Source organism: Flavobacterium lipolyticum, from assembly GCF_020905335.1.
Lineage (GTDB): Bacteria > Bacteroidota > Bacteroidia > Flavobacteriales > Flavobacteriaceae > Flavobacterium > Flavobacterium lipolyticum.
This window is the reverse complement of record NZ_JAJJMN010000001.1, coordinates 1,949,661-1,971,659: the sequence shown is the minus strand read 5'-3', so window position 1 is coordinate 1,971,659 and position 21,999 is coordinate 1,949,661. Positions and strand designations below refer to the sequence as shown.

Sequence of the window (21,999 nt, the reverse complement as noted above, 5' to 3'; positions counted from 1 at the left end):
ATTTTGCAATCCATAATAAAAATAGAATCCCTTTCGAAAAAGTACAAAAATGCAGATCTGTATTCTTTGAACGATGTTTCGCTGGAGATTAATCAAGGTCAGATTTTTGGGTTATTGGGGCCTAATGGTGCCGGAAAAACCACTTTAATCTCCATGCTTTGCGGACTGATCAAACCAACTTCAGGACATTTCACTATTGATAGTCTGAATTATACCCATCATTCCTCCAAAATCAAAAAAATAATTGGCGTTGTCCCTCAGGAGTATGCTTTATACCCTACCCTAACAGCCCGGGAAAATTTACATTATTTTGGAAGCATGTACGGACTAAAAGGCAATTATCTAAAAGACAAGGTCATTGAAACCTTAGATCTTTTAGGATTATTAAAATTTGCCGACAAGCGTATTGAGACTTTCTCAGGCGGTATGAAGCGCAGAGTCAATTTGATTGCCGGAATTTTACACAATCCCAAAGTTTTGTTTTTAGACGAACCAACCGTGGGTGTTGACGTTCAATCGAAAAATGCCATCATAGACTATTTAAAATTCTTAAATCAAAACGGAACCACCATTATCTATACCTCACACCATTTAGCAGAAGCGGAAGATTTCTGTACTCATATTGCCATTTTAGACCGCGGCAGAATTTATGCCCAAGGTACACCTTCGAGCCTAATTGCTTCTACTGAAGAAGCTCGTAATCTTGAAGAAGTTTTTATTTCATTAACCGGTAAAGACTTTAGAGATGGTATATAAAATTTGGATGTCGGTCGTAAAAGAATTTCTCCTGCTCAAACGAGATCTGGGCGGTTTGATCATTTTATTCATCATGCCTTTGGTTTTGGTGATTACCGTAACCTTGATTCAGGACAGTACTTTCAAAACCGTTAGCGATACCAAAATTCAGATTTTACTGGTTGATAACGATAAAGGTTCAGTGTCTAAAACCGTTTTTGATAATCTGGAGAAAAGTCAGCTTTTTAGTGTGGTCACACAAATTGATCATAAACCCATTACGGAAGAAATTGCCAGGGAAGCCGTTTACAAAGGAAAGTTTCAGCTGGCCATTGTAATTCCGGAAAAACTAAGTGTTGATCTGCAAACCAAAATTGATCAGAATGTCGAAAACATTGTGAGCAAAATGGGGCTAACAGAAACAGATACTTCGGCTCAAGCCAAAAAACCGAAAGTAATTAAAGAAAAAGAAGTTAAATTGTATTTTGATCCTGCGGTTCAAATGAGCTTCAAGAATGCCGTGATGAGTTCCATCGATAAGATGATTTCACAGATCGAAACCAAGTCTATTTATACCACTTTTCAAAATCAGCTGGGAGAAGGAAATGCCGAATTTGAACAAAAAAGTTTCATCACCTTTAAAGAAATTATTCCAAAAATAAACAACAAAGAAGTGCGTCCAAACTCCGTGCAGCATAATGTTCCGGCCTGGACCCTTTTTGCTATATTCTTTATTGTAATTCCTTTATCTATCAATATTGTAAAAGAAAAATCACAGGGAACCTTTGTTCGTTTATTGACCAATCCGGTTTCTAATATTGTGGTTATAATTGGTAAAACCATCACCTACTCTGTCATTTGTATGATACAGTTTTACATGATGGTGGCGGTCGCAGTCTTTTTGTTTCCACATATTGGTTTACCTTCTTTAAATATTGAAGGCCATTTATTTTTAATGAGTGTTGTAGCCTTATTTTCAGGTTTCGCGGCTATTGGTTTCGGAATTTTATTGGGAACGGTCGCAAGCACGCAGGAACAATCGGCTCCTTTTGGTGCAACAAGTGTTATTATCCTGGCAGCGATTGGCGGAATCTGGGTTCCCGTTTTTGCAATGCCCGGCATCATGCAGCTTATTGCTAAATCATCACCTATGAACTGGGGATTAGAAGCTTTCTATGATGTTTTACTTCGCAACGTATCTTTCCTTGAAATCATCCCAAAAATAAGTTTGTTATTTTTGTTCTTTATTATCACAACATCCATTGCATTATTCTATGACAAAAAGAAAAGAACAGTTTAACGAAGCAACCGAACTAACCGTTTCACATGAAATCAGAATTCGTTTTAACGAAACGGATCCGCTTGGAATCGTGTGGCACGGCAATTATATCACCTATTTTGAAGACGGACGTGAAGCTTTTGGTCGACAACACGGACTTACTTATTTGGACATTGCCAAAACAGGCTACACCACCCCAATCGTAAAATCAAAATGCGAACACAAATTGTCTTTGCGTTATGGCGATGTGGTAACCATAGAAACTACGGTAATTGACACACCCGCTGCCAAAATGATCTATCGTTTCAGAATACTGGACGATAAAGGTGAAGTGGCCTGCACCGGAGAAACCGTTCAGGTTTTTTTAGATCAGGAAGGAAATCTAATGCTGACCAATCCTCCTTTTTACGAAGAATGGAAACGAAAAGTGGGGTTATTAAAGTAAAGTTTTAGCCACGAATTCACGAATTAGAAAAAATTAAAATCGGAATCTGCTCAATCTGCCAAATCTGCGAGCAAAAATTTCACGAAATTAAAATCATAAAATGTTAAGAGAAATATACATCACGCAAACCAACTGCATCACATCATTAGGTTTTGATGTCGAATCAAACGTTGAAGCAATTCTTCGAGGAGATTCCGGTATTCAGATTCAAAATGATATTTCTTTAATGCCCAATTCATTTTATGCTTCTATTATTTCTGATGAAAAAATAAACAGTGCCTTCGCAAAAATAAGTACAGAAACAAAATACTCCCGTTTAGAGAAAATGATGATTTTGGCTTTAGAACCGATTATCAAAAACTCGGGAGTTGAACTAAATTCCAAAGCAGCCTTTATCCTTTCGACAACCAAAGGAAATGTAACGGCTTTAAAAAATGATTCTGTTGACAGTTTTACTAATGCACATTTAGATGTTTTGGCAAAAAATGTTGCCGTTTTTTTCGGATTTCAAACACCGCCCATTGTGGTTTCGAATGCCTGTGTATCCGGAATTTTAGCCATTTCTGTTGCCAAAAGAATGATTCAGTCAGGTCTTTATGACCATGCTTTTGTTGTGGCGGGTGACGAAGTTTCAGAATTTGTTTTGTCCGGTTTTAATGCATTTCAGGCTATGAGCGATTTACCATGCAAACCGTATTCTAAAAACAGAACCGGTGTAAGTTTGGGAGAAGCGACAGCCGCAGTGTTAGTTACCGCCGAAACTGCAAATGCCAAAATAAAAGTTATCGGAGACAGTTCGATAAACGATGCCAATCATATTTCGGGTCCATCGAGAACCGGTGAAGGTTTGTTCAGAAGTATTCAAAATGCTTTGAAAGAAGCTCAAATTGAAGCTGCAAAAATCGATTATATTTCAGCACACGGAACCGCAACGCCTTTCAACGACGAAATGGAAGCCATTGCCCTAAACCGTTTAGGTCTGCAAAATGTTCCTGTCAATAGTCTGAAAGGATTTTACGGTCATACCTTAGGCGCTTCGGGATTGTTAGAAACCGTAATTGCCATTGAATCTGCCAATCAAAATAAGCTTTTTGAATCAAAAGGTTTTGATGAAATTGGGGTTAGCGAACCAATAAATGTTATTGAGAAAAAGGAAGAAAAGACAATTGATTTTTTCCTGAAAACAGCTTCCGGATTTGGAGGTTGTAATACGGCGATTGTTTTTGAGAAAGTAAAATAAATTTGAACTATTCGGAAATTCCGAACAGTTCAAAAGTAAAGTCCAACTAACAAGGAAATCTTGAGAGTTCAAGATCCAACTTGTAAAGAAAATTTACAAGTTCAATATTTAAAATTCATAGAAAATCGAAAAAAAATGATTGTCATTTATATCTAAATTCTAAAAATGATAAATTTCAAATTAAAATATATTGATGAAATAGTTCCTATTGGTCAAGAACCAAATCAACGTTTAAGTTGGTTTTGGCTAACAGATGGAGAGTTATGGCTTGATTTCGAAAATGAGATAATTTACGAGTATTCTGATGAAGCAATTTATTATTTTGGAAATAAATCAACATCATATAATGAGTATTATTTGGTCAGATTCATTGAGGATTTTACTAACCTTTTTGGAAAAATAAATGAAAGCATTCCTGAAAAATTTTACTCTTTAACTGAAGATTTAGAAAAGTTTAAAACTGAATCAGAAAATTGGTTTAGTATTCATGATACAGATGAAAATGAGAATACTGATTTTTATTTTGATGAATATTATAAATTACTTTCGTGGATTAATGAGAGAACATTAGATTCAGCACACTTAATTGGTGGTCCGAATTTATTTTTCTTCAGAAAAAATGATCAAATAAAAATTATTTGGGAAGCTGAATATACTTTAGAAAATGGTATAAGTTTATGGACAGTGAAAGATGGCTTCTGCGAAATGAACTACCATGATTTTGTGAATGAAATTAAATTGTTCGGAGAAGATTTTTTTAATAAAATGGACAACCAAATTGAATTAGCATTATCTAAAGATTTTAAAAATATACATATTGATAAAAAAAGGTTAGTTGAAGAACATCAAGAAAGAAAAGAAGATTTTTGGAATGCATTCAAAATGCTAAAACAAGAATCAGTTAATAAAACAAATTGGACAGATATTGAACAAACATATAATAGCATAGTAAAAGAAATAGGATAATATATTCCCTAAAAACAGCTTCCGGATTCGGAGGTTGTAATACGGCGGTGATATTTGAAAAGGTAAAAAATGATTAACCGCGAATTGCACTAATTTTCACAGATTAATTAGTGTAATTTAACCCCAAAATCAATTCGTGCTAATTTGTGCAATTAGTGTTAAATTAAAACAATGAATCCAAACAAAACTAACATACAATCCTATTGCACCATTGAAAACAACGAAATTGTTTTGAACGGGACTTCGGTATTCAAAATTGAACCGACGAATTTTGGTGATTTCTCAAAACAGGCTTATCGCAATTTTGACCTGCAATACCCAAAGTTTTTCAAAATGGATGCTTTGAGCAAGCTTGCTTTTTTAGGAGCTGAATTGCTTTTGAGTCCGATAACTTCTGATGAAAAAGAAAACAATATTGCCTTGGTTCTGGCCAACAAATCCTCAAGTTTAGATACCGATGTTAAGTATCAGGAATCTATTTCCGACAAAGAAAACTACTTCCCAAGTCCGGCAGTTTTTGTTTATACTCTGCCAAATATTTGTCTGGGCGAAATAAGTATCCGCCATCAGCTGAAAAGTGAAAATTCTTTCTTTATATTTGATGCCTTTAACACCGAATTTATGTCCAATTATTCTACTATTCTTCTGAATACAAATAAAGCCGACAGGGTTCTTTGTGGCTGGGTAGAATTTTTCAACGACGATTACAAGGCTTTTCTTTGCACCATTAGCAAGGAAGAAAGCACAAAATATAACAACGAAACTATCAATACATTATACAATAAATAATCATGGAAGCATTAAAAGAAGAATTAAAAAACAAAATCATTACTACTTTAAACCTTGAAGATATCGCGATCGAAGATATTGCAGATAACGATCCTTTGTTTGGAGATGGTTTAGGTTTAGACTCCATTGATGCGCTTGAATTAATCGTGATTCTAGATAAAGATTACGGAATTAAACTGGTAGACCCAAAAGAAGGAAAAACCATTTTTCAATCCATCGAAACGATGGCGGCGTACATTAGCGCTAACAGAACTAAATAGATTTTTAGATTGTTGGATTATTAGACTTTTAGATTTCTTAAATGAAAATATTCAAAAATCTAATTCAAAATAGTTTTTAAAACTTTTATGAGCCAAAAAGAATAGTCCAACAATCCAAACAATCCAACAATCCAATAATCTAAATGAAAAAAGGTGTTGCAATAACCGGAATGGGAATTATCTCCTCGATTGGAAATTCAGTCGAAGAAAATTACATTTCGTTAATCGAAAATAAAGTTGCGGTAACGCGTATCGAAAACATTGAAACGATTCACGCTGCTATAAATAAGGTAGGTGAAATTAAAAAAACTAATGATGAATTGGTTCAGGAATTAGAACTTACTCCCGATAATAACTTTTCGAGGACTGCTATGATTGGCACTTTTGCAGCGAAACAGGCTGTTAAAAATGCCGGAATCACGGCGATAAACGAATTCAGAACCGGGCTCATTTCGGCGACAAGCGTGGGTGGGATGGATATGACCGAAAAGCATTATTACGATTATTTCAAACATCCTGAACTTGTCAAATACATTACTTGTCATGATGCTGGCGATGTAGCCGAAAAAATTGCAGACGAGTTAGGTTTAAAAGGAATTGTAACCACTATAAGCACGGCTTGTTCATCGGCAGCAAACGCAATTATGTTGGGAGCAAGACTTATAAAATCCGGAAAACTGGACCGCGTAATTGTTGGCGGAACTGACGCTCTTGCAAAATTTACGATCAACGGATTCAAAACCCTCATGATTTTATCTGACGATTACAACAAACCTTTCGACAACAACCGAAAAGGACTAAATCTGGGTGAAGCAGCCGCTTTTCTGGTTTTAGAATCCGATGAAGTCGTTCAGAAACAAAACAAAAAAGTTCTGGCCCGTGTTTCAGGTTATGGCAATGCCAATGATGCTTTTCACCAAACGGCTTCTTCAGAAAATGGAGATGGTGCTTACCTGGCCATGAAAAAAGCCTTTGACGTTTCGGGTTTAAAACCAAGTGAAATTGACTATATCAACGTGCACGGAACAGCTACTCCCAACAATGATTTGTCTGAAGGAAGAGCTATACTTCGAATTTACGGTGATGAAAAAGTACCCGATTTTAGTTCGACAAAACCTTATACAGGACATACTTTGGCAGCTGCTGCCGCCATTGAAGCTGTTTACAGCGTTCTGGCGATTCAGAATAATGTGGTTTACCCCAATCTGAATTTTGAAACTCCAATGGAAGAGTTTGACTTAAAACCGCAAACGACTTTAAAGAATAAAAATATTGAACATGTTCTGTCTAACTCTTTTGGGTTTGGAGGAAACTGTTCCACTCTTATCTTCTCAAAATGCAATTAAAAAAAACATATATAAATGGAATAGGTTGTATTTCGACTCAAAAAACATTTGATACTGTTTTTTTAGAAGAAGCCACACACAACCTCGACGAGAATGTACTTAAAATCGTTCCGCCGGTTTACAAGGATTATATTTCTCCTGCTGCCATAAGAAGAATGGCAAAAGGTGTGAAAAACGGAATCGTGGCCTCGGCAATTGCCATGAAAGATGCACAACTTGAAAATGTAGATGCCATTATTACCGGAACAGGATTAGGATGTATTGAAGATTCTGAAAAATTCCTGACCAACATCCTCGATAATAATGAGCAATTCTTAACACCAACTTCATTCATCCAGTCGACACATAATACGGTTGGCGCTCAAATTGCGTTGTTGCAAAAATGCAACGGTTACAATTTTACCTATGTCAATGGAGCTGTCTCTTTTGAATCGGCACTTTTAGATGCTAAAATGCAAATTGAGGAAGAAGAAGTACAGTCTGTTCTTGTGGGCGGTGTGGATGAAAATGGTGATTACACTACTGCGCTTTTTAAATTGTCAGGACGTATCAAACCAGACGGCCAGCAACCCTACAACCTTTTAGAGGCTACTACAGGCGGTGCCGTTTACGGAGAAGGTGCCAGTTTTTTTGTTCTGGAAAATGAACGAAAAGAGACTACCTATGCTGAAGTACTGGACATTGCCATACTAAATACACTGGAAGAAAATGAAATTGAAGCCGCAATCAGATTTTTTTTGAAATCCAATCAATTAGAAATTTCAGATGTCGATGCCTTGATTTTAGGATTTGACGGTAATGCAGATTTTGAAAATTATTATAAAAATCTAACCCAAAAGGACTTCGCTCAAACTCCGCAATTGTATTACAAACATTTGAGTGGTGAATACGATACCGCTTCGGCTTTTGCTTTATGGATGGCGTCTAAAATTTTAAAAACTCAGGAAATCCCTGAAATTATAAAAGTAAATTCAGTCGAAAGACCGGCTTATAATACGATTTTATTGTACAATCAGCTCAACGGAAAAAACCATAGTTTTACGTTACTTTCAAAATGATAACGCATAAAAACATTTCGTTATTCTTTCTCTTTGTATTGCTGCTACTGCTTCTTCTGAATCTCTATACAGCAATTAACGGAGCATGGTTTATCGCAATTGTTTTAATTTGGTTAGGCATAAATACTGTGGGCTCTGCTGTAATTTCTTCTAATTATCATGTAAAAGCTTACTGCAATAATTCATTGGAAACCCAAAAGAAAATTGCGATTACCTTTGATGACGGACCCTCTATTTTTACTCCGGAAGTTTTGACTCTTTTAAAGAAATATGAGGTCAAAGCTACTTTTTTCTGCATCGGAAAAAACATCGAAACTCATCCTGAAATCGTACAACAAATTATAGCAGAAGGACATTTGGTTGGCAATCATTCGTACAGCCATTCTCCTTTTTTTGATTTTTACAATGCTACAAAAATCACGACTGAAATTCAGAAAACGGATGCTCTTTTAGAAAAGTACACCTCCAAAAAAATAAATTTTTTCCGCCCGCCCTACGGGGTTACGACACCCTCCATCCGAAGAGCTTTAAAACGTACCGGCCACAAAGTAATTGGGTGGAATATTCGTTCATTGGACGGTGGCACAACCAACCAAAGTTTAATTTTCAAACGAATCATAAAACGTATTTCTCCGGGAGGAATTGTACTTTTGCACGACACAGGAGTACACTCTGTTTTAGTACTGGAACAGTTTTTGCAATTTTTGCAGCAAAACAATTATAAAGTAATTTCAACCGAAGAACTTTTGAATCTGAAAGCTTATGAAAACTGAACGCGGATGAAGCTGATTCGCTTACGCGAAGACGTGGATAAAAAACGGATTTTAATACTTTAATCTGCGAAAATCCTTTAATCTGTGGCAAACTAATAAAGCACAATTCGTAATAAATATGAAAACTAAAATAGCACTCTTAATTTTATTTATCTCAGGCAATTTGTTGGCTCAGGAACAAAAAATGTCTGATGCCGAAATTAATGCTTTCAAGCAGGATGTAAATGTAGTTTCCAAAAAAATCAAAACCCTGAGTACCGATTTTGTTCAGTACAAACACTTGGACTTTTTATCGAAAGATATTGAGACTTCGGGAAAAATGGTTTTTAAAGAACCTTCTTTATTACAATGGCAATACAAGAAACCATACAATTACAGCATTGTTTTTAAAAACGGGAAAATCCTGATTAACGACGAAGGGAAGAAAAGTGCCGTTGATATTGGCAACAGCAAAATCTTTGGCAGAATCAACAAATTGATTGTCGGAAGCGTAAGCGGTAATATGTTTGACGATAAGGAGTTTGTCATTTCTTATTTCAAATCAAAGGGACAGAATATCGCTAAGTTTGCTCCTAAAGATGCCACTTTAAAAAAATACATCAAACAAATTGAACTGACTTTCGACAAAGAAGAAGCAACTGTCGTTCAGGTAAAACTCTTAGAATCCTCTGAAGATTATACCCGAATTGTACTTAAAAATAAAGTGATCAATGCAAAAATCGACGATTCAGTTTTTAATAATTAATTGCTTCCTTGCAATTGTTCTGGTTTCTTGTGGTTCTGTCACAAAAAACTATACTCCTAAAAAATTAGACCGAACGTCTTATCAGGTCCCTTATTTCGCAGATTCAAAAACCGATTACGTGTATAAAACCAACATTACGGTTTACGGCCATGAAATGTCTGGAATTTTCATCGCCAAAAAAATCAATGACACTACACATCGTATTGTTTTTACAACAGAATTTGGCAACAAATTAATGGATTTTGAGATTTCTGAAAGAGACTTTAAAATCAATTCGATTGTATCCGAATTAGACCGAAAAATCCTTATCAATACGCTAAGAGAAGATTTTCGCTTGCTGCTGAAAAAAGATTATATCTTTCAAAAACAATTCGAAAACGAATCAGCTGACATCTATAAATCACAGGATGGAAAACGTGACAACTATCTTTTTGTCTCCAAAAAAGACCAAAAGTTAGAAAAGGTGGTTCAGTCTTCTAAAACAAAAGAAAAATTTACACTGACATTTAGTTCAGAAAACAATATTTTTGCGGAGAAAATTTTGATTAATCATCAAAATATTAAGCTGAAAATTGAATTAAATTATTTGAAATCAGAGTAAAAATTTAAACTAAACCTAAACTTAAATCAAACCAAAAATGAAAAAAATAACCGTAATTGCCTTTGTTTTATGTATTGGAGTTATAACGTCAAATGCCCAGGTAAAGGTTAGTCCGGGATTACGCGGAGGTTTAAATATATCGGATTTAAGTAATATGCCGGGGAATAGCAGTTCAAAATCTGATTTTTATGTGGGTGCGTTAATGGCTATAAAATTCAATAAATATTTTACGCTGCAGCCCGAGTTAAATTATTCCAGACAAGGCGCTGATATTCGTTTGTCTTATTTAGATTTTGACAACAATACTTCCCGTCGCAGAAGCCAGAAAGCCGAAATCAACTATCTTACACTTGGAGCTGTGGCTAAATTTAATTTTAAAGGAAAAGGTTTCCACGTATTAGCAGGACCATCAATAGATTTAAAAACCAATGATAATTTTGACAAATTTGGCGAGAACCCTGTTGATGTTGACTTTGCTATTGTTGGCGGAGTTGGATATACCCTTCCAAACGGATTAACTTTTGAAGCCCGATTGAAACAAGGATTAGTTGATATTTATGGCTACGACGGATATGATTATGATAATGATAATAACAGACGCTATTATGATGACATTACTTTAAATCAGGTTTTCCAGATTGGTATTAGTTACACGTTCAAAGTAAAATAATTTAAATCATGAACAAAAGAAATTTAATAATTATCGTATTGGCCTTGTTTGCCGTAACAAGTTCACAGGCACAAGTTACCTTTAAACCTGGTCTGAGAGCAGGAGCTTCTTTTTCTACATTCTCCAATACACGTTCCGACTATAAAACTGATTTTTATATTGGAGGTTTTGGTGAAATCAAATTGACTAAAATTTACACTTTACAACCGGAAATCACGTATAGCCAGCAAGGAGCGAGTAACGTTAAAACTTTTATCAGTTATAATAATGGCAATGATGTTGTGAGTTCGAAAGATTTAGAAATTGATTATCTTTCCATTGCTGTAGTCAATAAATTTACTTTAAAAAATGGCTTTCAGTTTCAGGCTGGGCCCACTTTAGATTTTAGATTACAAGACAACTTGCTTTATGAAAAATCAGATATTGATCTGGCTTTTATAATGGGTATTGGTTATAGATTACCTTCCGGATTGACTTTTGAGGCTCGTTTCAAAAAAGGAATTGTGGATGTTCTTGATAGTGATTATTACGGCAGCAACGGTAACAATAATGATTATTGGTTTAGAGATTATAATACAAATGTTAGTTTTCAAATAGGTGTTTCTTATCCTTTTGGCAAATAAAAAAAATATGGTTTTAAAAGATTTTTACAAAGTTCTTTCCGAAGAAAAAACAGGAGATTCTAAATACACAATTTCGATTCTGATCAATGAAAAACACGACGTTTTCAAAGGTCATTTCCCGGGCAATCCGATTATGCCTGGAGTTTGCATGATTCAGATTATTAAAGAACTTACGGAGTCTATCACCAAAAGTACTTTGATCATGCAGACACTTTCCAATGTGAAATTTATGGCGCTAATCAATCCCGAAGTAAATCCGGAATTACGCTTAGAACTTGATATTGTTACAACAGAAGAAGATTTGGTTAAGGTGAAAAACACCACTTTTTTTAACGACACCGTTGCGCTGAAACTGAGCAATGTGTACAAAAAAATATAACTATGAAATTAGTATTGTCATTGTTTTTATGGGTTCATTTTGTGAGTACTCCGGATTTGTCCAGCATCAGAAAAATGTATGCCGACGTCACAAAATCAGAAGCAAACGCTAAAGAATTTTCAGAAAAACTTTCTGGTATTTCTGCCAACGATGATAAAATTCTGGTAGCCTATAAAGCGGCTTCTATTTTATTGGATTCGAAATTTAAAAACCGGTTAAAAGATAAAATGGATCGTTTTAAAGAAGGCGCAAAATTATTGGAAGCCACTATAAAAAATGATCCCAATAATATCGAAATGAGAATGATTCGGCTGAGTATTCAGGAGAACGTTCCTGGAATTACCGGCTATAGAAAAAACATTAAAGAAGACAGAAAATACCTCACCGAGCATTACGCAGAGCAAAGTGCTGCTTTAAAAGAATATCTAAAAAACTTTGTTTTACAATCAAAGAGTTTCTCTGAGAAAGAGAAACAATTTGTGAAGTAGATAAAGGAAAAAAAACTCATGATACCTACTTTACCACAGCAGGAATTACTAAACGCTACAAATTTTTGTGTGATTGTACCCACGTACAATAATCACAAAACATTGAAAAGAGTGTTGGATTCTGTTTTAGATTTCACTTCAAATGTCATTATTGTTAATGACGGTTCGACCGATGAAACTTCTGAAATTCTGAAACACTATTCGCAATACACTCAGATTCATCATCCTAAAAATCTGGGAAAAGGAAGAGCCTTACGAAATGGTTTCAGAAAAGCAATCGAATTAGATTTTGAATACGCGATTACAATTGATTCAGACGGACAGCATTTTGCTACCGATATTCCGAATTTTATTGCCGAGATTCAAAACCAACCTAATTCTTTATTGATTGGGAGCCGAAATATGACTCAGGAAAATGTTCCTAAAAAGAGCAGTTTCGGAAATAAGTTTTCTAATTTCTGGTTTAAATTTGAAACCGGAATTCAACTCGACGATACTCAATCCGGTTACCGACTGTATCCTTTGAAACTCATTCCGAAACAATTTTATACCAATAAGTTTGAATTCGAAATTGAAGTAATTGTTCGCTCTGCCTGGAAAGGTATTGTGGTTAAAAATATTCCTGTTCAAATTTTGTACGATCCTGCTGAACGTGTTTCTCATTTTCGTCCGTTTAAAGACTTTACCCGCATCAGCATATTAAATACCGTTTTGGTCATTTGGGCATTGCTGTACATCAAACCCAGAGACTTTTTTAGAAAAGCAAAAAAAAAAGGTTTTAAAAAATTCTTTTTGGAAGACATTTTAGAAAGTAGTGATTCCAATTTTAAAAAATCGGCAGCAATTGCTTTGGGAATTTTTATCGGAATTTCTCCTTTTTGGGGGTTCCAAACCATCTTGCTTTTAACTTTTGCTACCTTATTTAAGCTTAACAAAGTGATTGCTTTTTTAGCTTCAAATGTGAGTTTTCCGCCTTTCATTCCTTTTGTTATTTACGGATCTTTAAAAATGGGAAGTTACTTTGTTTCAAACGATGTTATGCTAACTGCAAATGGTTCGGTTACACTCGATGATATTCAAAAAAATGCAACACAATATATCGTGGGAAGTCTTATTTTAGCATCCGTTTTAGCGCTCTCAGCAGGTCTGGTAAGTTATTTACTTTTAACCGCTTTCAGCGCGAAGAACAAAACAAAGATTACATAATGTTTTGCCACAGATTGAAAGAATTAAACGGATTTTTTTAGCCACGAATTTCACAAATTAGCACAATTTAATTGGCGAAAATTCGTGAAATTCGTGGCGAAAAAAACTGTAAGCAAAAACAATACTAAATAAACATGCATCAATATTTCTACGCCATTCATCTATTTGTAAACCGAAGAAAATCTTTATCGGTTATTCTGGCTATTTTGATCCTTTTTGTTTTTGGCTTTTTTGCCTCTCAAATTAAATTTGAAGAGGATATCACCAAACTGATTCCCACGAATGATAAAACAGATGTCACGGCAAAAGTGCTTAAACAGCTTAATTTTGCTGATAAAACTACGGTTATTTTCAAACTCGATAAAAACGGAACCGAAGACGATCTAAAAGAAATGGCAACTGCTTTTTCAGACAGTGTCACTCAGTCCTGCAAGCCCTATGTAAGCGGTATTCAGGGAAAAATTGACGAAGAAAATATTCAGGAAACCATTGATTTCGTCTACCGCAATCTGCCTCTTTTCCTGGAAAATAAAGATTACGAAGTCCTGCAAAGTAAACTTCAAAAAGACAGTATCGCGGCGACAGTTCAGGGAAATTATAAATCAATTATCGCTCCATCCGGATTTATCACGAAAGATTTTATTTTACAGGATCCGTTAGGAATCTCCTTTATCGCTTTAAAAAAATTACAGCAATTAAATATTGGTGACGATTTTACGCTTGACAATGGTTTTGTCGTGACCAAAGACAAAAAGAAATTACTTCTTTTTATTACCTCAAATCTTCCTTCAAGCGAAACCGAACAGAATACCATTTTCGCAGCAAAACTGAAATCCATTCAGGACAATCTGAATCAGAAATTCAAAACCAAAACCTCGATTCATTATTTTGGCTCCGCCCTGATCGCAGTCGCAAATGCCAATCAAATTAAGAGTGATATCATCCTGACCACATCAATCGCGATGTTTACACTGATGCTCATTTTGATTTTGTTTTATAGAAAAGTATTGATTCCGATAATTATTTTTCTTCCTACTGTTTTTGGCGCTTTGTTTGCCATCGCCTTTTTATATTTTGTAAAAGAACAAATTTCTGCTATTTCATTAGGAATTGGTTCTATTTTATTGGGAATCACCATTGATTATTCCCTTCATATTCTCACACACTACAAGCACAACAGCGATATAAAAACCTTGTACAAAGACATTACTATGCCGGTAATCATGAGCAGTTCAACAACGGCTGTTGCCTTTTTGTGCCTGCTTTTTGTAAAATCAGATGCCTTAAATGACTTGGGGATTTTCGCTGCCGTTATCGTAATGGCTTCTGCATTTTTCTCTCTTTTAATTATTCCGCATCTCTACAAACCGAAAGGAAATAACGTAGAACACAAGAAAAATGTGATTGATAAACTGGCTCATTTTTCCTTTCACAACAACAAATTTCTGATTGGTTTTTGTGTTTTAATAGTTATTGTTTCCTGCTTTACTTATAAGAATGTGGGGTTCAACAACGATTTGTCACAACTGAATTTTATTCCGACAGAAATAAAAGCGGCTGAAAAAGATCTGGAAGAAAGCACTAGCCTAACCTCCAAAACTATCTATATCGCAGCCTACGGAAATAGTATGGAAGAGGTTTTACGAAATAACACTGCCCTGTTCTCCGATTTATCAAAAGAAAAACAAAACGGCAAAATATTGAATTTTAGTTCTGTTGGCGGTATTATGCTTTCGCAAAAGGAGCAACAGCAAAAAATCGATCGCTGGAATTCGTTTTGGGACACCAACAAAAAACAGCTTCTACAAACCCAACTAATTGCCGAAGGTTCCAAACTCGGATTTAAACCTACTACTTACACCGCTTTTTTTGAGCATTTGAATTTCAATTTCAAACCCATTTCCGCACAGGAATATTTGAAAATACAGGCTTTACAGCTGAAAGAATTTGTAACCGAAAAAAACGGATTCTTCACCATTTCTACTCTCGTAAAAGTGAGTCCTGAACAAAGAGATTCTTTCGTAAAATCAACTGAGACGAAACAAAATCTGATTGCAATTGATCGCCAACAGATGAATGAAACGTTTTTCAGTACTTTAAAAACCGATTTCAACACACTGGTAAATTATTCGTTTATAGCAGTGATTCTGATTTTATTTTTCTTTTTCCGAAGACTGGAATTGGTTATTGTAAGCTGTATTCCAATTGCTTTAACGGGAATTGTTACGGCTGGGATTATGGGTGTTTTTGGACTTCAGATGAATATATTCAGCTTGATCGTCTGTACCCTGATTTTTGGTCATGGTGTCGATTTCAGTATTTTTATGACCAGCGCCCTTCAAAAAGAATACACGACCGGGAAAAACGAAATTGCTATTTATCGAACCTCTATTATTCTTGCCGTAATCACCACTATTTTAGGAATCGGTGCAATGATTTTTGCTAAGCATCCGGCCTTGCGATCTATTTCATCAGTGTCACTAATCGGGGTTTTTGCGGCCCTTATTATTACGTTTATTTTCTATCCTATTCTTTTTAAAATATTCATTTCAAACCGTTCAAAAAAAGGAAATCCTCCGTTTGTCTTACGCACTTTTATACACGGTGTCATCTCTTTTTTCTATTACGGTATGGGCGGAATCTTGATGTCGCTTTTCAGTATCACGATTATGCCGTTGCTGCCGATTAAGGAGAAAACAAAAATGAAAGCCTTCCGATACGTGATCTCAAAATTCATGAAATCGGTATTGTATTCCAATCCGTTTATTCATAAAAAGGTCGTGAATAAATTTGGGGAAACCTTCGAAAAACCGGCCATTATTATTGCCAACCATTCTTCGTTTATTGATATTTTGGCAATGGGAATGCTGAGCCCTAAAATTATATTTTTAGTAAGCGACTGGGTGTACAACTCTCCTATTTTTGGCGGTACCGTTAGAAAAGCAGGTTTTTATCCGGTTTCGGAAGGAATTGAAGGCGGAGTGGAACATTTGCGCCAAAAAGTAAACGAAGGGTATTCGTTAATGATTTTCCCAGAAGGAACGCGTTCTGAGAGCAATCAGGTCAAACGTTTTCATAAAGGAGCCTTTTACCTGGCTGAGGAATTTAATCTGGATATTATTCCTGTGGTCATTCACGGAGCTTCAGAAGCGATTCCAAAAGGCGATTTTGTCATTCATCACAGCCATCTTACGATTTCAATTCTGGAACGAATTTCTCCGGACAACGCTTCTTTCGGAAAAAATTATGCTGAGAGAACCAAACAAATGAGTGCTTTTTTCAAAGAAGAGTACCACAAAATCCGTCAACAATTAGAAGGTCCGGACTACTTCAAAAAAATGATTTTACACAGTTTCGATTATAAAGAAATGGAAATCATCCATAACGTCAAGAGCGATTTAAAAGAGCATCTGGAAGTCTATTATCGTTTAAACAAACAGCTTTCGGCAAAAGACAGGATACTCCATTTATCCAATGATTATGGACAATTAGATGTGTTACTAAGCTTGCAGGAGCCTCAGCGAAAAATAACTTCGTTTAATTTTGACGAAGAAAAACGAGCGATTTCAAAAACCAATTATTTCCTCAAAAAAAGAAAAATCTCTTATTTAGATACGCTTGAACCGGCTTTGCAAAATCAATATGATGTTCTTTTGATTTCCGATAAAAATCAAGCCAATGATCTTGAAAAAATCATTTCTCTAACTTCTACGGTAATCTTGCTCAATCCTTCTGATTTAAAAAACACTTTGATTACATTTGATTTTGAATGTGTTTTTGAAGATAACAGTATAATTGTATTAAAGAAAAAAGGAGCATGAAAGAACATTACGATGTTGTAATTGTTGGCAGTGGATTGGGTGGATTAGTCTCTTCGATTATTCTCGCCAAAGAAGGTTATAGCGTCTGCGTACTTGAAAAAAACAATCAGTATGGTGGAAATCTCCAGACTTTTGTACGTGACAAAACCATTTTTGATACCGGAATTCATTACATCGGAGGCTTAGAAAAAGGACAAAATTTGTACAAATATTTCAACTATTTGGGCATTATGGAGCATCTTAACCTCAAAAAAATGGACGATAACGGTTTTGACATCATCTCTTTTGAAGACGATCAAAACGAATATCCTCATGCACAGGGTTACGCTAATTTTACCTCTCAATTGGAACATTTTTTTCCGGAAGAAAAAACCGGTATTGAGGAGTACTGCAAAAGAATCAAAACAATTTGCGAATCTTTTCCGCTCTACAATTTAGAATGGGAAGGTAAATACGATAATGAAATCTTAGGCTTAAACGCCAAACAGACGATCGATGAATGCACCCAAAATGAAAAACTGAAAGCTGTTCTTGCCGGTTCTAATTTTTTGTATGCCGGAATTGCCGACAAAACACCTTTTTATGTTCATGCACTTTCTGTAAATTCCTATATTCAAAGTTCGTGGCGCTGCATCAATGGCGGAAGTCAGATTACCAAGCAGCTTTTAAAACAGCTTAAAAAATATGGTGGTGAATTTTACAAATACAAAGAAGTTACCCGTTTTAATGTTGAAAATAAAAAAGTAACTTCGGTAAACATGAAGGACGGGACCAATGTTTCCGGTACTTATTTTATCTCAAACATAGAGCCTAAAACAACTCTTAAAATGACCGGTGAGGAACACTTCCGAAAATCATTTTACAGTAGAGTTCAAAGTCTTGAAGGTGTAATTTCGGCGTTTAGTCTGTACATTGTCTTTAAACCGAAAACTTTTAAATACATCAATCATAACCATTATCATTTTAAGAAAAGCAGCGAAGTCTGGACCGCTCATAACTATGATGATGATTCCTGGCCAAAAGGCTTTATGGCCTCAATGAATACCTCCAAAAAACAGGAAGAATGGGCAGAAGGAATGACTTTTATTACCTACATGAAATACGATGATGTAATCCCGTGGGCAGATACTTTTAACACTACCGTTGAAGAAAATGACCGCGGAGAGAGTTACGAAGAATTTAAATCCAGAAAGGCAACCAAATTCTTAGACGAAATCGAACTAAAATTTCCGGGGATCAAAAATTGCATTCAATCCGTTCATACTTCAACACCACTCTCCTATCGCGATTATATTGGCGGGCACAATGGCAATATGTACGGATATGTTAAGGATTCGAATAATCCGATGAAAACGCTGATTCCCTCAAAAACCAAACTGGATAATTTGTATCTTACGGGCCAAAGTATCAACATGCATGGGGTTCTCGGAGTAACTATTGGAGCCGTGGTAACCTGTTCTGAAATTGTTGGTAAAGAATATTTGGTAAACAAAATCAATCAGGCATCTGAATAAAAAGCTATGAAAAACCGAATTATATTCTTTTTATTTATCGGTTTTTTAACGATGTTGGCCTCTTGCGGAACATCAAAATCAATGCGACACCAGCCTGAGATTGCCAAATACAATGCGACAAAACCTGTTGTCACTAAACTATCGGACAGTATTTTTGTTTCCGGAAAAAATTCGCTTTTAAAAAACAGACAAGGCCTTTGGGAATTGTATGCCGAAGGCGATCCGTTAGAAATCGGACTCAACACGGGTGCTTTATCAGATTCGCTTTTAAAAAAACAAGAACGTATTTTCTTCTCTAAAATACAGGATATCGTTCCGTCAAAATTTCAGCAGAAACTCCTTCGCCATTTCCTGAAATGGTACAATCGAAAACTATATTTGAATGTTCCGGAAGAATATCAAACCGAAATTTTTGGAGTTTCACAATACACCTCTCCTGATTTTAATAACATTGCACCACGATACCAGCGCAGTCTGTACCTGCATGCTGCACACGATATTGGCCATGCCTTGCAGGATTTGGCTTTAGTGGGCTGTTCATCCTTTGCAGCATGGGGAGAAAAATCGGAAGACGGAAATTTAATCCTCGGACGCAACTTTGATTTTTATGTGAATGATGCTTTCGCAGAAAATAAAATCGTGGCGTTTATCAATCCGAAAGAAGGTCACAAATTTATGATGATTACCTGGCCCGGAATGATTGGTGCGGTTTCCGGAATGAATGAAAAAGGACTAACGGTTACCATTAATGCCGGAAAATCTGAAATTCCGTTGATTGCCAAAACACCCATTTCAATCCTTACCCGCGAAATATTACAGCACGCCAAAAACATAAACGAAGCAATTGCTATTGCCAAAAAAAGAGCCGTTTTTGTATCCGAATCAATTATGGTGGGAAGTGCCGAAGATAACAAAGCCGTTCTGATTGAAGTCACCCCTCAAAAAATGGACGTTTACGAGACTCCAAACAGCAATCAATTATTTTGTTCGAATCATTTTCAGGGAGAAGATTTAAAAAACGAAAAACGCAATCGCTTCCAAATGGCCAACAGTCATTCTGAATATCGTATGGAAAAGATGAAGGAACTTTTTTCTCAAAATCCGAAAATCGATCCTAAAATTGCCTCTGAAATTCTTCGAAATAAAGAGGGTTTAAATAATATTAGTTTGGGATATGGTAATGAAAAAGCACTTAACCAGCTGATGGCTCATCACGGTGTTATCTTTAAACCTGCTACAAAACAAGTTTGGGTATCCACAAATCCGTATCAATTAGGCGAATTTGTGTGTTATAATCTGGATACCATTTTTAAAGAAAGAAAAACAGATCGCATTGTTTCCTTACAGCAAGTAAATTTAGACATTCCGAAAGATCCTTTTTTAGAAACAATAGCCTATAAAAATTACCAAAAATTTAGAGTCGAAGACCACAAATTTGATTCGTATCTGAAAAACAAAGAAACAATAAGTCCTGAATTCATACCGAATTACCAATCGTTAAACCCTGATAATTGGGTTGTGTATTACAAAGCAGGGTTGTACTTTTATCAAAAAAAAGAGTACCGTCTTTCTCAGTCCAATTTTGAAAAAGCACTAACAAAAGAAATCACAACTGTTCCTGACAAAACAGTCATTGAAAAATATTTAAAAAAAATCAAAAGAAAATTACAATGATTCCATTAATAGAAAAAAATTCTCTAGAAGAAATTAAAATTTTTCAAGAGCAGAAGTTAGCGGAACTATTACACTATATCAGTCAAAATTCTCCTTTTTACAAACGTCTTTTCGCCGGACAAAACATTGATCTTTCGAAGATTAAAACTCTGGAAGATTTACAGCATTTACCCGTAACAACAAAAGAAGATTTACAAGAGTACAACGATGATTTTTTATGTGTTCCGCAACATCAGATTATTGATTATGCTTCTACTTCCGGAACTCTGGGTGATCCCGTTACTTTTGGTTTAACCGATTCTGATCTGGATCGTCTGGCTTATAACGAAGCCATTTCGTTTGCCTGCGCCGGAATTGCCGAAGGTGATGTAGTACAACTGATGACGACAATTGACAGAAAGTTTATGGCCGGTCTGGCTTATTTTCTGGGACTGCGAAAATTAAAAGTGGGGGTAATCCGCGTTGGTGCCGGAATTCCGGAATTGCAATGGGATTCGATTTTAAAATACAAACCGTCTTACCTGATTACCGTTCCTTCCTTTTTACTGAAATTAATCGAATATGCCGAAGCACACGGAATTGATTACAACAACTCCAGCATAAAAGGCGCCATTTGTATTGGCGAACCTTTGCGAAATCAGGATTTTTCAATGAATACCCTGTCAAACAAAATCACTGAAAAGTGGAATATTAAGTTGTTCTCCACTTATGCGTCTACCGAAATGAGCACCGCTTTTACCGAATGTGAACACGGTGTTGGCGGTCATCATCATCCGGAATTGATCATTGTAGAAGTTTTAGATGAAAATAATAGGCCTGTAAAAGAAGGTGAAATTGGCGAATTGACTTTTACCACTTTAGGTATTGAAGCTATGCCTTTACTGCGTTTTAAAACCGGAGATATTGTACAACTACACAACGGTCCTTGTGCCTGCGGAAGAAATACCTTGCGTGTTGGTCCGGTGGTTGGCCGCAAAAAACAAATGATCAAATACAAAGGTACAACACTTTATCCGCCTGCGATGAATGATGTTCTGAGTGGTTTTGACAATATCGAAAATCATATTATCGAGATCTCTACCAACGATTTAGGAACCGATGAGATCCTGATAAAAATAGCCGTGAAAAATCAGACTCCTGAATTCTTACAGGAGATCAAAGATCATTTCAGAGCCAAATTAAGAGTAACCCCAAAAATTGAATTCGCTCCAAAAGAAGCGTTGAATCCTTTGGTTTTTAACCCTATGAGCCGAAAACCTATTCGTTTTTTTGATTACCGAGTTACGGTTTAAAGTTGCTAAGATACTGAGATTCTAAGGATCTAAGTTTCTCTTTTACTATTTAATAAGAATGAAAACTCAGAACCTTAGCATCTTAGAGACTTAGA

General features: G+C 35.7%; 21 protein-coding genes. All 21 read left to right on the top strand.

Going from position 1 to position 21,999, the window contains the following annotated elements:
* The first annotated feature begins 3 nt into the window (after positions 1-3).
* The 21 genes from LNQ34_RS08715 (at position 4) to flxY (ending at position 21,904) form a co-directional block, all read left to right on the top strand.
* Entirely contained in the window at positions 4-756 is a 753-nt protein-coding gene (locus LNQ34_RS08715; protein ID WP_017496907.1) for an ABC transporter ATP-binding protein, read from the top strand.
* Positions 746-2,035, top strand: coding sequence for an ABC transporter permease (locus LNQ34_RS08710; RefSeq protein ID WP_229999284.1), 1,290 nt, complete (start codon positions 746-748; stop codon positions 2,033-2,035). The genes LNQ34_RS08715 and LNQ34_RS08710 overlap by 11 nt, the downstream gene beginning before the upstream one ends.
* The gene (locus LNQ34_RS08705) at positions 2,010-2,459 is read left to right on the top strand and encodes an acyl-CoA thioesterase (protein ID WP_017496905.1); all 450 of its coding nucleotides are present in this window, start codon (positions 2,010-2,012) and stop codon (positions 2,457-2,459) included. Before LNQ34_RS08710 ends, LNQ34_RS08705 begins: the two co-directional genes overlap by 26 nt.
* A gap of 100 nt (positions 2,460-2,559) precedes the next feature.
* Positions 2,560-3,699, top strand: coding sequence for a beta-ketoacyl-[acyl-carrier-protein] synthase family protein (locus LNQ34_RS08700; protein WP_229999282.1), 1,140 nt, complete (start codon positions 2,560-2,562; stop codon positions 3,697-3,699).
* A gap of 165 nt (positions 3,700-3,864) precedes the next feature.
* A complete protein-coding gene (locus LNQ34_RS08695) occupies positions 3,865-4,665 on the top strand; it encodes a DUF5984 family protein (protein WP_229999280.1) in 801 nt (266 codons plus the stop codon).
* A gap of 171 nt (positions 4,666-4,836) precedes the next feature.
* A complete protein-coding gene (locus LNQ34_RS08690; RefSeq protein ID WP_229999278.1) occupies positions 4,837-5,454 on the top strand; it encodes a beta-ketoacyl-[acyl-carrier-protein] synthase family protein in 618 nt (205 codons plus the stop codon).
* 2 nt (positions 5,455-5,456) lie between these two features.
* Positions 5,457-5,714: a phosphopantetheine-binding protein gene (locus LNQ34_RS08685; RefSeq protein ID WP_017496902.1), complete on the top strand. Its 258-nt coding sequence runs from the start codon at positions 5,457-5,459 to the stop codon at positions 5,712-5,714.
* Between the two features lie 143 nt (positions 5,715-5,857).
* Positions 5,858-7,060, top strand: a complete 1,203-nt coding sequence (locus tag LNQ34_RS08680; RefSeq protein WP_202700957.1) for a beta-ketoacyl-[acyl-carrier-protein] synthase family protein — start codon at positions 5,858-5,860, stop codon at positions 7,058-7,060.
* On the top strand, positions 7,051-8,118 hold the full coding sequence (locus LNQ34_RS08675; RefSeq protein ID WP_229999276.1) for a beta-ketoacyl synthase N-terminal-like domain-containing protein: 1,068 nt from the start codon (positions 7,051-7,053) through the stop codon (positions 8,116-8,118). The genes LNQ34_RS08680 and LNQ34_RS08675 overlap by 10 nt, the downstream gene beginning before the upstream one ends.
* Positions 8,115-8,891 (top strand): polysaccharide deacetylase family protein, encoded by a 777-nt coding sequence (locus LNQ34_RS08670; RefSeq protein ID WP_229999274.1) that lies wholly within the window; start codon positions 8,115-8,117, stop codon positions 8,889-8,891. Before LNQ34_RS08675 ends, LNQ34_RS08670 begins: the two co-directional genes overlap by 4 nt.
* A gap of 118 nt (positions 8,892-9,009) precedes the next feature.
* Positions 9,010-9,636 carry a flexirubin biosynthesis/transport protein LolA2 gene (gene lolA2, locus LNQ34_RS08665; protein WP_229999273.1) on the top strand — a complete coding sequence of 209 codons (627 nt, stop codon included), beginning with the start codon at positions 9,010-9,012 and terminating at the stop codon, positions 9,634-9,636.
* Entirely contained in the window at positions 9,602-10,237 is a 636-nt protein-coding gene (lolB2, locus tag LNQ34_RS08660; RefSeq protein ID WP_229999271.1) for a flexirubin biosynthesis protein LolB2, read from the top strand. Before lolA2 ends, lolB2 begins: the two co-directional genes overlap by 35 nt.
* Before the next feature lie 37 nt (positions 10,238-10,274).
* Positions 10,275-10,907, top strand: a complete 633-nt coding sequence (locus LNQ34_RS08655) for a porin family protein (RefSeq protein ID WP_202700952.1) — start codon at positions 10,275-10,277, stop codon at positions 10,905-10,907.
* An 8-nt stretch (positions 10,908-10,915) separates the two neighbouring features.
* A complete protein-coding gene (locus LNQ34_RS08650) occupies positions 10,916-11,530 on the top strand; it encodes an outer membrane beta-barrel protein (RefSeq protein WP_229999269.1) in 615 nt (204 codons plus the stop codon).
* A 7-nt stretch (positions 11,531-11,537) separates the two neighbouring features.
* Positions 11,538-11,909: an ApeI family dehydratase gene (locus tag LNQ34_RS08645; protein WP_229999267.1), complete on the top strand. Its 372-nt coding sequence runs from the start codon at positions 11,538-11,540 to the stop codon at positions 11,907-11,909.
* Between the two features lie 2 nt (positions 11,910-11,911).
* A complete protein-coding gene (locus tag LNQ34_RS08640) occupies positions 11,912-12,397 on the top strand; it encodes a hypothetical protein (protein WP_229999265.1) in 486 nt (161 codons plus the stop codon).
* Between the two features lie 18 nt (positions 12,398-12,415).
* Positions 12,416-13,603 carry a DUF2062 domain-containing protein gene (locus LNQ34_RS08635; RefSeq protein WP_202700948.1) on the top strand — a complete coding sequence of 396 codons (1,188 nt, stop codon included), beginning with the start codon at positions 12,416-12,418 and terminating at the stop codon, positions 13,601-13,603.
* A gap of 134 nt (positions 13,604-13,737) precedes the next feature.
* On the top strand, positions 13,738-17,424 hold the full coding sequence (locus LNQ34_RS08630) for an MMPL family transporter (RefSeq protein WP_229999263.1): 3,687 nt from the start codon (positions 13,738-13,740) through the stop codon (positions 17,422-17,424).
* Positions 17,421-18,938: a phytoene desaturase family protein gene (locus LNQ34_RS08625; protein ID WP_229999261.1), complete on the top strand. Its 1,518-nt coding sequence runs from the start codon at positions 17,421-17,423 to the stop codon at positions 18,936-18,938. Before LNQ34_RS08630 ends, LNQ34_RS08625 begins: the two co-directional genes overlap by 4 nt.
* 6 nt (positions 18,939-18,944) lie before the next feature.
* Positions 18,945-20,612: a C45 family autoproteolytic acyltransferase/hydrolase gene (locus tag LNQ34_RS08620; RefSeq protein WP_229999260.1), complete on the top strand. Its 1,668-nt coding sequence runs from the start codon at positions 18,945-18,947 to the stop codon at positions 20,610-20,612.
* The gene (flxY, locus tag LNQ34_RS08615; protein ID WP_229999258.1) at positions 20,609-21,904 is read left to right on the top strand and encodes a flexirubin biosynthesis putative acyl-CoA ligase FlxY; all 1,296 of its coding nucleotides are present in this window, start codon (positions 20,609-20,611) and stop codon (positions 21,902-21,904) included. The genes LNQ34_RS08620 and flxY overlap by 4 nt, the downstream gene beginning before the upstream one ends.
* Positions 21,905-21,999 lie beyond the last annotated feature (95 nt).

Coding starts and splice junctions, on each gene's coding strand:
- LNQ34_RS08645 (WP_229999267.1), top strand. CDS start 11,538: ATGGTTTTAAAAGATTTTTACAAAGTTCTTTCCGAAGAAAAAACAGGA.
- LNQ34_RS08655 (WP_202700952.1), top strand. CDS start 10,275: ATGAAAAAAATAACCGTAATTGCCTTTGTTTTATGTATTGGAGTTATA.
- LNQ34_RS08620 (WP_229999260.1), top strand. CDS start 18,945: ATGAAAAACCGAATTATATTCTTTTTATTTATCGGTTTTTTAACGATG.
- LNQ34_RS08685 (WP_017496902.1), top strand. CDS start 5,457: ATGGAAGCATTAAAAGAAGAATTAAAAAACAAAATCATTACTACTTTA.
- flxY (WP_229999258.1), top strand. CDS start 20,609: ATGATTCCATTAATAGAAAAAAATTCTCTAGAAGAAATTAAAATTTTT.
- LNQ34_RS08690 (WP_229999278.1), top strand. CDS start 4,837: ATGAATCCAAACAAAACTAACATACAATCCTATTGCACCATTGAAAAC.
- LNQ34_RS08625 (WP_229999261.1), top strand. CDS start 17,421: ATGAAAGAACATTACGATGTTGTAATTGTTGGCAGTGGATTGGGTGGA.
- LNQ34_RS08695 (WP_229999280.1), top strand. CDS start 3,865: ATGATAAATTTCAAATTAAAATATATTGATGAAATAGTTCCTATTGGT.
- LNQ34_RS08635 (WP_202700948.1), top strand. CDS start 12,416: ATGATACCTACTTTACCACAGCAGGAATTACTAAACGCTACAAATTTT.
- LNQ34_RS08700 (WP_229999282.1), top strand. CDS start 2,560: ATGTTAAGAGAAATATACATCACGCAAACCAACTGCATCACATCATTA.
- LNQ34_RS08710 (WP_229999284.1), top strand. CDS start 746: ATGGTATATAAAATTTGGATGTCGGTCGTAAAAGAATTTCTCCTGCTC.
- LNQ34_RS08630 (WP_229999263.1), top strand. CDS start 13,738: ATGCATCAATATTTCTACGCCATTCATCTATTTGTAAACCGAAGAAAA.
- LNQ34_RS08705 (WP_017496905.1), top strand. CDS start 2,010: ATGACAAAAAGAAAAGAACAGTTTAACGAAGCAACCGAACTAACCGTT.
- lolB2 (WP_229999271.1), top strand. CDS start 9,602: ATGCAAAAATCGACGATTCAGTTTTTAATAATTAATTGCTTCCTTGCA.
- LNQ34_RS08675 (WP_229999276.1), top strand. CDS start 7,051: ATGCAATTAAAAAAAACATATATAAATGGAATAGGTTGTATTTCGACT.
- lolA2 (WP_229999273.1), top strand. CDS start 9,010: ATGAAAACTAAAATAGCACTCTTAATTTTATTTATCTCAGGCAATTTG.
- LNQ34_RS08640 (WP_229999265.1), top strand. CDS start 11,912: ATGAAATTAGTATTGTCATTGTTTTTATGGGTTCATTTTGTGAGTACT.
- LNQ34_RS08650 (WP_229999269.1), top strand. CDS start 10,916: ATGAACAAAAGAAATTTAATAATTATCGTATTGGCCTTGTTTGCCGTA.
- LNQ34_RS08670 (WP_229999274.1), top strand. CDS start 8,115: ATGATAACGCATAAAAACATTTCGTTATTCTTTCTCTTTGTATTGCTG.
- LNQ34_RS08680 (WP_202700957.1), top strand. CDS start 5,858: ATGAAAAAAGGTGTTGCAATAACCGGAATGGGAATTATCTCCTCGATT.